This is a genomic window from Sandarakinorhabdus rubra (genome assembly GCF_010994245.1).
Classification (GTDB): domain Bacteria; phylum Pseudomonadota; class Alphaproteobacteria; order Sphingomonadales; family Sphingomonadaceae; genus Sandarakinorhabdus; species Sandarakinorhabdus rubra.
In genome coordinates, this window is record NZ_WMHO01000060.1 from 1 (window position 1) to 12722 (window position 12722).

The window sequence follows — 12722 nt, forward strand, 5'->3', positions numbered from 1 at the left end:
CCCGGCGCCGCAGCCCGGCCTGCTGGGCCGACTGCTGGGGCGGGCGGCGCCCGCAGCGCCCCGTGGCCTCTACATCTGGGGTGGGGTGGGGCGCGGCAAGTCCATGCTGATGGACCTGTTCTTTGCTGCCTCCACCGTGGCGCCCAAGCGCCGGGCGCATTTCCACGAATTCATGGCCGACGTGCACGGCGCCATCCATGCCCGCCGCCAGGCTGGCGACAGTGATCCGCTGATCAGCGTGGCCGAAGCCATCGCGGCCGGCGCCCGCCTGCTGTGCTTTGACGAGCTGCAGGTGAAGGACATCGCCGATGCCGCCATCCTGTCGCGCCTGTTCACCGCGCTGATGGAAAAGGGCGTGACCGTTGTCACCACCAGCAACCGCCCGCCGCGCGACCTCTACAAGGACGGCCTCAACCGCCACCTGTTCCTGCCCTTCATCGATCTGATCGAGCAGCGGCTCGACGTGGTGACGCTGGATGGACCCACCGATTATCGGCTGCAGCGCCTGTCCGGCACGCAGACCTGGCATGTTCCCAACGGCCCGGAGGCCACCGCCGCGCTGTCGGCCGCCTTCTTCCGAATGACCGACTATCCGGTGGAAGACCGCGCCCATGTGCCCACCGCCGAACTGACGCTGCCGGGCGGGCGTAGCCTGCACGTGCCCAAGTCGCTGAAGGGCGTGGCGGTGTTCAGCTTTGCCCGCCTGTGCCGGCAACCACTGGGCGCCGCCGATTATCTCGCCATCGCCCGCCACTATCACACGATCTTCATCGTCGGCATTCCGGTGCTGGGGCCGGAGCGCCGCAACGAGGCGATCCGCTTCATCCACCTGATCGACGCGCTCTACGAACAGAAGGTGAAGCTGGTGGCTGCGGCCGATGCCGAACCGGCCGGGCTGTATGTGACGGGTGACAGCAGCTTCGAATTCGAACGCACGGTGAGCCGGCTGATGGAGATGCAGTCGGCGGCCTATCTCGCCCTCGGGCATGGTGACTGAAACGCACTGTCAGTTTTGCGCGGACAGGGCTTTGCTGCGGTTGCGAAACGGGCCGCGGGCTTCTATCCACCGGTGCGACATTTTCGCACGACTCAAAGAGGCTTCCCATGGCTCGCAGGAAAATTGCCCTCATCGGCGCTGGCAACATCGGCGGCACGCTGGCCCACCTGGCGGCGCAGCGCGCCCTGGGCGACATCGTGCTGTTCGACGTGGTGGAAGGCGTGCCACAGGGCAAGGCGCTCGATCTGGCGCAGTGCGGCCCCGTCGAGGGCTTTGATGTCAGCCTAAAGGGCTCGAACGACTATGCCGACATCGCCGGCGCCGACGTGATCATCGTGACGGCCGGTGTCGCCCGCAAGCCCGGCATGAGCCGCGATGACCTTCTCGGCATCAACCTGAAGGTGATGAAGGCGGTGGGCGAGGGCATTCGCACCCACGCGCCGAACGCCTTCGTGATCTGCATCACCAACCCGCTGGATGCCATGGTGTGGGCGCTACGCGAATTCTCCGGCCTGCCGCACCACATGGTCGTCGGCATGGCCGGCGTGCTGGATTCGGCCCGCTTCCGCCATTTCCTCGCCGACGAGTTCAAGGTGAGCGTGCGCGACGTCAACGCCTTCGTGCTTGGCGGCCACGGCGACACCATGGTGCCGGTGATCGAATATTCCACGGTCGCCGGCATCCCGGTGCCCGATCTCATCAAGATGGGCTGGTCCACGCAGGAGCGCATCGATGCCATTGTGCAGCGCACCCGCAGCGGCGGCGGCGAGATCGTGGCCCTCTTGAAGACCGGGAGCGCCTATTATGCGCCGGCGACCAGCGCCATCGAGATGGCCGAGGCGTACCTCTATGACCAGAAGCGCCTGCTACCCTGCGCGGTGAACCTCAGCGGCCAGTATGGCGTGTCTGATCTCTATGTCGGCGTGCCGGTGATCCTGGGCGCAGGCGGAGTGGAGCGCATTGTCGAGATCACATTGTCGCAGGCTGCGAAAGCCAATTTCCAGGTGAGCGTGGATGCGGTGAAGGAGTTGCTCGCGGCGTGCCGGGCCATTGATCCGTCGCTGGCGTGAGACACGAGCGGGGAACAGGGACATGAACATCCACGAGTATCAGGCCAAGGAACTGCTGGCCAAGTTCGGCGTTCCGGTGCCGGCCGGCCATGCCGCGATGAGCGTCGAGGAAGCGGTCGCGGCCACCGCGAAGCTGCCCGGTCCGCTCTATGTCGTGAAGGCGCAGATCCACGCCGGCGGCCGCGGCAAGGGCAAGTTCAAGGAGCTGCCGCCCGAAGCCAAGGGCGGCGTGCGGCTGGCGAAGACCGCCGACGAGGTGCGCGCCCACGCCACCGACATGCTGGGCAACACGCTGGTCACCATCCAGACCGGCCCGGCCGGCAAGCAGGTCAATCGCCTCTATGTCACCGACGGCGTTGATATCGAGAAGGAATTCTACCTCGCCATGTTGGTCGATCGCGCCACCGGCCGCATCGCCATCGTCGCGTCAACCGAAGGCGGCATGGACATCGAGGAAGTGGCCCACCACAGCCCTGAAAAGATCCACACCATCACAATCGATCCGGCGACTGGCGTGATGCCCCACCATGGCCGTGCCGTGGCCGCCGCGCTGGGCCTGTCGGGCGATCTCGCCAAGCAGGCCGAGAATATCACCCTGAAACTCTATGACGCCTTCATCGGCACCGATGCCAGCCAGATGGAGATCAACCCGCTGGCCATCACCGGCGCCGGCGCGCTGATGGTGCTGGACGCCAAGGTCGGTTTCGACAGCAATGCCCTCTATCGCCACCCCGATCTCGTGGCCCTGCGCGACCTGACCGAGGAAGACCCAGCCGAGGTGGAAGCTTCGAAGTACGACCTCGCCTTCATCAAGCTGGATGGCAACATCGGCTGCCTGGTCAACGGCGCCGGCCTCGCCATGGCTACCATGGACATCATCAAGTTGAACGGCGCCGAGCCGGCCAACTTCCTCGATGTCGGCGGCGGTGCGTCCAAGGAAAAGGTGACGGCAGCCTTCAAGCTGATCCTGCAGGACCCGGCGGTGAAGGGCATTCTCGTCAACATCTTCGGCGGCATCATGCGCTGCGACATCATCGCGGAAGGCATCATCGCCGCCGCCAAGGAGGTAAGCCTGGCCGTGCCGCTGGTGGTCCGCCTGGAAGGCACCAACGTCGAACTCGGCAAGGAGATCCTTGCGAACAGCGGCCTGCCCATCGTGTCGGCCGACAATCTCGGGGATGCGGCGGCCAAGATCGTCGCCGAAGTGAAGAAGGCCGCCTGATGTCCATCCTGGTCAACGCAAACACCCGCGTCATCACGCAGGGCTTTACCGGCAAGCAGGGCACGTTCCACAGCGAACAGGCCATTGCCTATGGCACGAAACTGGTTGGTGGCACCGCGCCGGGCAAGGGTGGTTCCACGCATCTCGGCCTGCCGGTGTTCAACACCGTCGCCGAAGCGCGCGCCGCGACCGGCGCCGATGCGTCGGTGGTCTATGTGCCGCCTCCCGGTGCGGCCGACGCCATCTGCGAAGCCATCGACGCCGAGATCCCGCTGGTGGTCTGCATCACGGAAGGCATCCCGGTGCTCGACATGGTGCGCGTGAAGCGCGCGCTGCAGGGCTCGAAGACCCGCCTCATCGGCCCGAACTGCCCCGGCGTGCTGACTCCGGGCGAATGCAAGATCGGCATCATGCCCGGCAACATCTTCCGCAAGGGCAGCGTCGGCGTCGTCTCGCGGTCCGGCACGCTCACCTATGAAGCCGTGCACCAGACCACCAATGTCGGCCTTGGGCAGACGACGGCGGTCGGCATCGGCGGTGACCCGGTGAACGGCACCAACTTCATCGACATGCTGGAGATGTTCCTTGCCGATGACGCCACCCAGTCGATCATCATGATCGGCGAGATCGGCGGCGATGCCGAGGAGCAGGCCGCCCAGTTCCTGATCGACGAAGCGAAGCGCGGCCGCAAGAAGCCGATGGTGGGCTTCATCGCCGGGCGCACCGCACCGCCGGGCCGCCGCATGGGCCACGCCGGCGCCATCGTGTCGGGCGGCAAGGGAGATGCCGAGAGCAAGATCGCCGCGATGGAAGCCGCCGGCATCCGAGTGTCGCCGTCGCCGTCGCTACTTGGGGAAACCCTGGTCGAGGTGCTGAAGGGCTGACCTGACCGGCTGTCGCATGCCAGCCATGCGACAGTTTGTCATGACAGGGCCGCCATGTGCCGTTAAACAGGGCAGGAATGCCAGTTGAGGACATAAGTGATGGATAGCCAAGCCCTGCTGCCCGGCCCGGAAGATCGGCCCGGGCCAAGCTGGGCGCGGCCGAGCTGGCCGATCCTGCCCGGCGACGATCTGACCCGCGGCCTCGATGCCGCCGACATGTTTGCCGAGAATGTCAGCCGCACCGCCGGGCGCGCCGCCGCCAATGCCGCTGCAGCCGGTGCCAGCCCGGAACAGATTGCCCGCGCCGCGCAGGATTCGATCAACGCCATGATGCTGATCCGCACCTATCGGGTGCGCGGGCACCTGGCCGCCAATCTCGATCCGCTGGGCCTGGCCACCCGCGACCTGCCGGCCGACCTGACACCCGGCTGGCACGGCTTTGCCGAGGCCGATCTCGACCGGCCGGTGCATGTCGGCGGCGCACTGGGGCTGACCACGGCGACCATCCGCGAACTGGTGAGCATCCTGCAGCGCAACTACTGCGGCAACATCGGCCTTGAATATATGCACATCAACGACGTCGAGGAACGTCGTTTCTTGCAGGAAAAGTTCGAGGGCCGGGACAAGGAGATCCACTTCACCCAGCCCGGCAAGCGCGCCATCCTCAACAAGCTGGTGGAAGCCGAACAATATGAGCGCTTCCTGGGCCGCAAGTATGTCGGCACCAAGCGCTTCGGCCTCGATGGCGGCGAGGCGATGATCCCGGCGATGGAATCAATCATCAAGGTGGGCGGCGCGCTCGGCGTCACCGAGATCGTGTTCGGCATGCCGCACCGAGGCCGGCTCAACATGCTGGCCAACGTGATGCAGAAGCCGTTCCGTACCATCTTCCACGAATTTGCCGGCGGCTCGTCCAACCCCGATGATGTTGGCGGTTCGGGTGACGTGAAATATCACCTCGGCACCTCGACCGACCGCGAGTTTGACGGCAACAAGGTGCACCTGTCGCTGGTGCCCAACCCGTCGCACCTGGAAGCGGTGAACCCGGTGGTGCTGGGCAAGGTGCGCGCCATCCAGACGATGATCGGCGACACGAAGCGCACGCAAGTTCTGCCCATCCTGCTGCACGGCGATGCCGCCTTTGCCGGGCAGGGGATCGTGGCTGAATGCTTCGGCTTCTCCGGCCTCAACGGCTACAATACCGGCGGCACCATCCATTTCGTCGTCAACAACCAGGTGGGTTTCACCACCAGTCCGCAGTTCGCGCGCTCCTCGCCCTATCCGTCGGACGTTGCCAAGATCGTGCAGGCGCCGATCTTCCACGTGAACGGCGATGACCCGGAGGCTGTGACCTTCGCCACCAAGGTCGCCACCGAGTTCCGCCAGCGGTTTGGCCGCGACGTGGTGATCGACATGTGGTGCTATCGCCGCTTCGGCCACAACGAGAGCGACGAGCCCAGCTTCACCCAGCCGCTGATGTATGCCGTGATCGGCAAGAAGAAGCCGGTGAGCGAGCTTTATGCCGAACGGCTGACCCGCGAGGGCGTGATCAGCGACGCCGATTATCGCGGCATGATCGACGCTTACGTGAACATGCTGGAGGACGAGTTCGAGGCCGCCGCCAGCTTCAAGGCCAATGCCGCGGACTGGTTCGGTGGGCGCTGGGCGGGCCTGGGCCGGCCCAAGGAGGCGATCAACAGCCGGCGCGCCGCGATGACCGGCGTGTCGATGACGGAGCTGCGGGAGATCGGCAAGCAGCTGACCACGGTGCCCGATGGCTTCAATATCCACCGCACCCTGGCGCGCGTCCTCGATGCCAAGGCCGAGATGTTTGCCAGCGGCGAGAATGTCGATTGGGCGACCGGCGAGGCGCTGGCCTTCGGTTCGCTGCTCAAGGATGGCTATGGTGTCAGGCTGTCGGGCCAGGATTGCGGGCGCGGCACCTTCAGCCAGCGCCACGCGGTGTGGACCGACCAGAAGGATGGCAGCCGCTATGTGCCGCTGAACGCCATGGACGCGCGCTGCGAGGTGCTGGACAGCCCCTTGAGCGAGTTCGGCGTGCTGGGCTTTGAATATGGCTATGCGCTCGCCGACCCCAAGACGCTGATCCTGTGGGAGGCGCAGTTCGGCGATTTCGTCAACGGCGCCCAGACCATCATCGACCAGTTCATCGTCTCGGGCGAGATCAAGTGGCTCAGGGCCAACGGCCTCGTGATGCTGCTGCCGCACGGCTATGAAGGGCAGGGGCCCGAGCACAGCTCGGCGCGGGTCGAACGGTTCCTGTCGCTGTGCGCGGAAGACAATATCCAGGTTGCCAACTGCACCACCCCGGCCAATTTCTTCCACCTGCTGCGCCGCCAGATGTTGCGCGATTTCAGGAAGCCGCTGGTGGTGTTCACGCCCAAGTCGCTGCTGCGCCACAAGCGTGCAGTGTCGCGTCTCGCCGACATGGGTGCCGGCACGACCTTCCACCGCTGCCTCGATGATCTGAAGCCCAGCGATCCCAAGGTGGTCAAGCGCCTCGTGCTGTGCACTGGCAAGGTCTATTATGACCTGCTCGACGCCGCCGAGAAGGACAGCCGCGACGATGTCTATCTGCTGCGCGTGGAGCAACTCTATCCATTCCCGAGCGACGTGGTGGCCGAATATGCCGCCCGCTTCCCCAATCTCGAAACCGTGGTGTGGGCCCAGGAAGAGCCGCAGAATGGTGGCGCTTGGACCTTCGTGGCGCCGCTGATCGAAGAGGCGATCGGCCGCCGCCCGCTCTATGCTGGGCGCGCGCCGGCGGCCGCCACCGCCACCGGCTTGCTGAAGCGCCACAATGCCGAACAGGCCAAGCTGGTGGCCGAAGCATTGGGCGCCAGCACGACACAGGTGAAGGCCGCCATCCGCCGCGGCCTCAAGAAATAGCAAGAGAGCATCCTCATGAGCGTTGATGTCATCGTGCCCGCGCTGGGCGAATCGATCACGGAGGCCAGTGTCGGCCAGTGGCTGAAACAGCCCGGCGACGCGGTCGCCGCCGATGAGCCGATCGTGGCGCTGGAAACCGACAAGGTGGCCGTGGAAGTGCCGGCGCCGGTGGCCGGCGTGATGGGCGAGCAACTGTTCAAGCCCGGCGACACGGTGACGGTCGGCGCGCTGATCGCCCGCATCGAGGCCGGAGCAGCGGTTGCCAGCGCGCCGCCTGCCGCGCCTGCTGTCACTGTGGCAGAGGCCGCGCCGGAACTGGCGAAGCCTGATCCGGTCGTCGCCACCGGCACCAGCGATTATGAAGCGATCAGCCCGGCGGTGCGGGGCCTCATCGACAGCTACAATCTCGATCCCGCCAGCATTAGCGGTACCGGCAAGGATGGCCGCCTGACCAAGGGCGACGTGCTGGCCGCCATCGAAGCCGGCACGGCGCGGGTGAAGCCGAGCGCGGCGCCGGCCAACGCCGCGCCACAGGGCGGCCCCGACAGCTATCCTTTCGCTCAGAAGGGGGGCTTTGACACCTTCCCCTTCGCCCGCAAGGAAGAGCGGGTGCGGATGACCCGCCTGCGCCAGACCATCGCGCGCCGCCTGAAGGAAGCCCAGAACAGCGCCGCGATGCTCACCACGTTCAACGACGTGGACATGTCGGCGGTGATCGAGGCCCGCGCCCGCTACAAGGACCTGTTCGAGAAGAAGCATGGCGTGCGCCTCGGCTTCATGTCCTTCTTTGCGAAAGCCGTGGTGCTGGCGCTGAAGGACGTGCCGGCGGTGGGTGCGGCGATCGAGGGCGACGAGATCATCTACAAGGATTATGCCGATCTCGGCATCGCCGTGTCCTCGCCCGGTGGGCTGGTGGTGCCGATCCTGAAGGACGCGCAGGCCCGCAGCTTTGCCGATATCGAGAAGGCGATTGCCGATTTCGGCGAGCGTGCCCGCAAGGGCACGCTGAAGATCGAGGAACTGCAGGGCGGCAACTTCACGATCTCCAACGGCGGCGTGTTCGGTTCGCTGCTGTCCACCCCCATCCTCAACCCGCCGCAATCGGGCGTGCTCGGCCTGCACCGGATCGAGGATCGCCCGGTGGTGCGCGATGGCCAGATCGTTGTGCGGCCGATGATGTATCTGGCACTCTCCTATGATCATCGCCTGGTCGATGGCCGCGAGGCGGTGACCTTCCTCGTCCGCGTCAAGGAAGCCATCGAAGACCCGGCGCGCCTGCTGATCGACCTGTAACACAAGAAAGGGCCACGCCATGGCCGCTCCTGACTATGATGTCGTCATCATCGGTGGCGGACCGGGCGGCTATGTCGCCGCCATCCGCGCCGCGCAGCATGGCCTGAAGGTCGCCTGCATCGAGAAGCGCGCCGCCCTTGGGGGCACCTGCCTCAACGTCGGCTGCATCCCGTCGAAGGCGCTGCTGAACGGCAGCCACCTCTATGAGGAACTGGCCGGCGGCCACCTCGCCAAGTTCGGCGTCAAGGCAGACAATGTCGCCTTCGACCTCTCCGCCCTGCTGAGCGAGAAGGACAAGGCGGTGAAGGAACTCACCGGCGGCATCGAGATGCTGTTCAAGAAGAACAAGGTGGAGTGGGTGAAGGGCGAAGCCAGCTTCGTCGATGCGAAACGCGTGAAGGTGGGGGACCGCACCATCACGGCGAAGAACTTCGTGATCGCCACCGGCTCCGAGGTCGCGCTGCTGCCCGGCATGGTGCCGGACGGGGAGGTGATCGTCACCTCGACCGAAGCACTCAGCCTGCCGCAGGTGCCGGGCCACCTGGTGGTGATCGGCGGCGGTTATATCGGCCTTGAGATGGGCAGCGTGTGGCGGCGCCTCGGCGCGAAAGTGACCGTGGTCGAATATGCGCCGCGCATCGTGCCGGCGATGGACATCGAGGTGGCCGATGCCTTTGCCCGCATCCTGAAGAAGCAGGGCATGGTGCTCAAGGTCGCAACCAAGGTGACCAGTGTGGCGCGCAAGGGGGAGGGTGCGGTGGTGACGGTCGAACCGGCCGCCGGTGGTGCCGCCGAGACCATTGAGGCGGACGTGGTGCTGCTCTCCATCGGCCGGCGCCCCAACACTGACGGGCTGAACCTTGCCGCCACGGGGCTTGCGCTGGATTCTAGGGGCCGCATCCCCATCGACCATCATTTCGCTACCGAAGTGCCCGGCATCTGGGCCATTGGCGACGTGGTGGAAGGCCCGATGCTGGCCCACAAGGCCGAGGACGAAGGCCTGGCCTGTGCCGACAACATCGCCGGGCTGGCAGGCTATGTGAACCATGATGTCATCCCCGCCGTGGTCTACACTCACCCCGAGGTCGGCACGGTGGGCAAGACGGAAGAGGAGCTGAAGGCCGCAGGCATCGCCTACAAGGCCGGCAAGTTCCTGTTCGCCGCCAACAGCCGCGCCAAGACCAACCGCGACACAGATGGGTTCGTGAAGGTGCTGGCCGATGCCACCACCGACCGCGTGCTGGGCGTTCACATCATCGGCAGCATGGCCGGCACGATGATCGCCCAGGCGGCGCAGGCGATGGAGTTTGGTGCCTCGTCAGAGGACATCGCGCTGACCTGCCACGCGCATCCGACGCACAGCGAGGCGCTCAAGGAGGCGGCGATGGCGGTGACGGGCAAGCCGATTCATATGTAGCGCAGCCGGGCGAGCGCGCGTGCCGCGCGCCAACTCCGGCAAGCTCGGCCGGAGACCGAGAAAGGCGGCTCTCCAACCGCCTTTTTCGTGTGCCGTCCGACGGCGTGGCTCCGCCACACCCCTTGTTCCTTCTACCTTCTTCCCTCGACGCACAAAACGGACTCGGCGGCTGTGCCGCCGGCCGTTCCTTGCATCCGGCAACATTATGGTCATGCTTGGCGCCAACGAAACGGAGGCAACGCCAATGATCAACGGCCGGATCGAGGTGGTCACTCCATCCGATATCGCGTGGATGCCGATGCTGCTGGAGCAGATCGGGCGCCCCTTCTTCGTCAAGCCGCTGCTCGACGAGCCCGACACCGGCATGAGCGTGTCGATGCTGCGCTATCCGGCTGGCTTCACCAATCCGCATCACACCCACAAGTGCGGCCACGGCATCTATGTGCTGGAGGGCAGGCTGGTAACGCACCGCGGCGAGTTCGGCCCCGGCACCTTCGTGTGGTTCCCCGAAGGCGAAGACATGCAGCATGGTGCATCGGCCGATGGCGACATGGTCGCGCTGTTCATCACCAACAAGCCGTTCAGCATCGAGTACATGGCGCGGGGGACCATCTGATTGGGCCGCCAGCTCAGCGAGGCTCCGCTGGGTCTGAAACCAGACTGGCCACCACGTTGGCAAGCAACTGCGGGCGCAACACTGGAAAGGACCCTGTCAACAAGGCGAACGCGCGCGCCACCGGGAGGTGGACGGCCAGCGCATCGTTCCATGCCGCCGGTGTCACGCCGGCCCTGGCCGTATACTCATGTTGCAGGGCGGTGTTGAGATCCTGCGTGCGCTTCAGGTCACCCGCCATGTGCGGCACGAGTTCGGTCATGATGAGCTGGCTCATGGCAAGATCGAAGGCCGGCACGGCAGCAACGGTCCCCAGCCAGTCGATCAGCCGGGGCCCCTGCGCGCTGACGATCACATTGCCGGGATGAAGATCGGCATTGCAAAGGGCCTGGCGGGCAGGCATTTGCCGAAGATGGACGGCAAGTGCGGAGAGGATGTCTGCCGGTAGCCGTTCGGGACTTCTGCGCGCGAGGCCGGCCAGTGTCTGCTCCAATGTCGGGACCTCCAATGGTGGCGCGGCTTCGTGCAGCGCACGGGCAAGTGCTGCCAGCACCTTGCCAGCCTCATCAGGCGTCACGGCGCCACCGCGCACCAGTTGCAACAGGCTTGAGCCGTCGAGCCTTGGGAGAATGAGGCCGAAGCGGCCGTCGACCGTTGTGGTCCCCAGCACCTCCAGCGCGGGACCACCGGCACGGAACACGGCGCGGGTCATGTTGAGCTCGTGCAGGGCAAGCAGCTGCGGGAAACGCGGCTTGTACAGCTTGAGCACCTGTCCGGGCGCCCAGATGTGGACATCGGCCGTTGCGCCTGTGCCGATGATGTCACCAAGCTTTTGGGGCATTCTCCGAGCCTAGGGCGGGCAGGCGTGGCGGGCAACATGGTGAAGCCATGATTGCAGTGGGGTGACGCACCGCCCGCGCATCGCTACAGCGCACCCATGCTCTCGCCCCGCGCCACCCGCACCGTTCGCTGGCTCCACCTGTGGACCGGCGTCATTGTGGGCATCCAGATCATCCTGTGGGTGGCATCCGGTCTCGTCATGGTGGTGCGCCCGCTGGACGAAGTGCGCGGCACTACGTTGCGGAGGGAAGCACCGGCGACGCTGGCGATGCCGGCGCAGCTGCCGCCGCTGACCGGCGTTGAAAAGCTGGAGTTGGGCCAGTTGCTGGGCAAACCGGTGTGGAAGCTGACGGACAAGGCCGGCAAGCGCCTCATCGATGCGGCCACCGGCCAGACGATAAGCATCAGCGCAAGAGACGCCGAGGCCATTGCCCGCGCCGGCACCATGATGAACGGGCCGGTGGCGGTGACGGCGATCACGCCCCAGCGCCCGGCCAGTGACTGGCGGGAGACGGCAGGCTGGCGCGTGGAGTTTGCCGATGATGTGCGCGTCTACATCAACAGCCAGGGCGAGATCGGCGCCGTCCGCACGCCGTGGTGGCGCTTCTATGACCTCTTCTGGGGCCTGCACATCATGGACTGGCAGGAGCGCGAAAACACCCACCACCCGCTGATCATCGCCGCCACCTTGCTGTCGCTCGGTGTGGTGCTATCCGGAGCGCTGCTCACCATCCGGCATTTCTGGCGGCGTTGATGGCGATTGCGCCGCCCATCCCTCTGGAACCGTTGCTGGCCGGGCTCGACATGGCGGGTGTGGCGGTGTTCGCCGTGTCCGGCGCGCTGGCCGCGGCCAAGTCCAAGCAGACGATCGTGACCTTCGCTTTCTTTGCCGCCATCACCGGCATCGGGGGCGGCACCTTGCGGGATCTGCTGATCGGCGTGCCGGTGTTCTGGGTGGGCCGTTCTGATTATCTCGGCATCTGCATGGCTGGGGCGGCCGGCGTCTGGCTGTTGAAGGCGGATCGCTGGCGCCTCGATGCGCTGCTGTGGTTCGATGCCATCGGGCTGGGCGCCTATTCGGTGCTGGGCGCGGCCAAGGCCCTGAATGCCGGCGTGCCGCCACTCGTCGCGGTGGCGATGGGTGTGCTCACCGCCAGCTTCGGCGGCATCGTGCGCGATCTGCTGGCCGGCGTGCCGTCCATCCTGCTGCGGCGCGAAATCTATGTTTCGGCGGCGGCGCTGGGGGCGGGGACCTATGTGGGCCTGACCCTGCTGGGCATTTCGATGTGGCCGGCGGCGCTGATCGGTGCGGCGGCGGGCTTTGGCCTCAGGGCGATTGCCATCACCACCGGGCTGGCGCTGCCCGGTTACCGCGACGAGGCCTGAAGGAGCGCGCCAAGCCAGCCCCTGCCTTCGCGCGCCGCGGCCGGGCGTGGCGAGCCGGCCATGGTGCAGGCCATGCACACCGCCTGCATG

11 protein-coding genes are annotated in these 12722 nt (G+C 66.1%); 10 read left to right on the forward strand and 1 reads right to left on the reverse strand.

Going from position 1 to position 12722, the window contains the following annotated elements; genetic code table 11:
• The 8 genes from zapE to GJV64_RS05560 form a co-directional block, all read left to right on the forward strand.
• A partial coding sequence (zapE, locus tag GJV64_RS05525; RefSeq protein WP_164156280.1) for a cell division protein ZapE occupies positions 1 to 997 on the forward strand: 997 nt, incomplete at its 5' end.
• Positions 998 to 1104: 107 nt separating this feature from the next.
• Positions 1105 to 2067 (forward strand): malate dehydrogenase, encoded by a 963-nt coding sequence (gene mdh / locus GJV64_RS05530; RefSeq protein WP_164156281.1) that lies wholly within the window; start codon positions 1105 to 1107, stop codon positions 2065 to 2067.
• A gap of 22 nt (positions 2068 to 2089) precedes the next feature.
• Positions 2090 to 3289, forward strand: a complete 1200-nt coding sequence (gene sucC, locus GJV64_RS05535) for an ADP-forming succinate--CoA ligase subunit beta (protein ID WP_164156282.1) — start codon at positions 2090 to 2092, stop codon at positions 3287 to 3289.
• Complete coding sequence (sucD, locus tag GJV64_RS05540) at positions 3289 to 4173, forward strand: succinate--CoA ligase subunit alpha (RefSeq protein WP_164156283.1); 885 nt, start codon at positions 3289 to 3291, stop codon at positions 4171 to 4173. Before sucC ends, sucD begins: the two co-directional genes overlap by 1 nt.
• Before the next feature lie 99 nt (positions 4174 to 4272).
• Positions 4273 to 7083, forward strand: coding sequence for a 2-oxoglutarate dehydrogenase E1 component (locus GJV64_RS05545; RefSeq protein ID WP_164156284.1), 2811 nt, complete (start codon positions 4273 to 4275; stop codon positions 7081 to 7083).
• Between the two features lie 15 nt (positions 7084 to 7098).
• Entirely contained in the window at positions 7099 to 8376 is a 1278-nt protein-coding gene (gene odhB, locus GJV64_RS05550; protein ID WP_164156285.1) for a 2-oxoglutarate dehydrogenase complex dihydrolipoyllysine-residue succinyltransferase, read from the forward strand.
• 19 nt (positions 8377 to 8395) lie between these two features.
• Entirely contained in the window at positions 8396 to 9793 is a 1398-nt protein-coding gene (gene lpdA, locus GJV64_RS05555; protein ID WP_164156286.1) for a dihydrolipoyl dehydrogenase, read from the forward strand.
• Between the two features lie 244 nt (positions 9794 to 10037).
• Positions 10038 to 10409 carry a cupin domain-containing protein gene (locus GJV64_RS05560; protein WP_164156287.1) on the forward strand — a complete coding sequence of 124 codons (372 nt, stop codon included), beginning with the start codon at positions 10038 to 10040 and terminating at the stop codon, positions 10407 to 10409.
• Positions 10410 to 10422: 13 nt separating this feature from the next.
• On the opposite strand, the gene GJV64_RS05565 is transcribed toward GJV64_RS05560, so the two are convergent.
• Positions 10423 to 11175: an aminoglycoside phosphotransferase family protein gene (locus GJV64_RS05565; RefSeq protein WP_164156288.1), complete on the reverse strand. Its 753-nt coding sequence runs from the start codon at positions 11173 to 11175 to the stop codon at positions 10423 to 10425.
• 168 nt (positions 11176 to 11343) lie between these two features.
• On the opposite strand from GJV64_RS05565, the gene GJV64_RS05570 reads away from it, so the two are divergent.
• Positions 11344 to 12000: a PepSY domain-containing protein gene (locus GJV64_RS05570; protein ID WP_164156289.1), complete on the forward strand. Its 657-nt coding sequence runs from the start codon at positions 11344 to 11346 to the stop codon at positions 11998 to 12000.
• Positions 12000 to 12632: a trimeric intracellular cation channel family protein gene (locus GJV64_RS05575; RefSeq protein WP_164156290.1), complete on the forward strand. Its 633-nt coding sequence runs from the start codon at positions 12000 to 12002 to the stop codon at positions 12630 to 12632. Before GJV64_RS05570 ends, GJV64_RS05575 begins: the two co-directional genes overlap by 1 nt.
• The last annotated feature ends 90 nt before the right edge of the window (positions 12633 to 12722 follow it).

Excerpts from the sequence above, each read along its gene's own strand:
- odhB (WP_164156285.1), top strand. The coding sequence starts at position 7,099 with ATGAGCGTTGATGTCATCGTGCCCGCGCTGGGCGAATCGATCACGGAG.
- GJV64_RS05570 (WP_164156289.1), top strand. The coding sequence starts at position 11,344 with ATGCTCTCGCCCCGCGCCACCCGCACCGTTCGCTGGCTCCACCTGTGG.
- GJV64_RS05545 (WP_164156284.1), top strand. The coding sequence starts at position 4,273 with ATGGATAGCCAAGCCCTGCTGCCCGGCCCGGAAGATCGGCCCGGGCCA.
- lpdA (WP_164156286.1), top strand. The coding sequence starts at position 8,396 with ATGGCCGCTCCTGACTATGATGTCGTCATCATCGGTGGCGGACCGGGC.
- sucD (WP_164156283.1), top strand. The coding sequence starts at position 3,289 with ATGTCCATCCTGGTCAACGCAAACACCCGCGTCATCACGCAGGGCTTT.
- GJV64_RS05575 (WP_164156290.1), top strand. The coding sequence starts at position 12,000 with ATGGCGATTGCGCCGCCCATCCCTCTGGAACCGTTGCTGGCCGGGCTC.
- mdh (WP_164156281.1), top strand. The coding sequence starts at position 1,105 with ATGGCTCGCAGGAAAATTGCCCTCATCGGCGCTGGCAACATCGGCGGC.
- GJV64_RS05560 (WP_164156287.1), top strand. The coding sequence starts at position 10,038 with ATGATCAACGGCCGGATCGAGGTGGTCACTCCATCCGATATCGCGTGG.
- sucC (WP_164156282.1), top strand. The coding sequence starts at position 2,090 with ATGAACATCCACGAGTATCAGGCCAAGGAACTGCTGGCCAAGTTCGGC.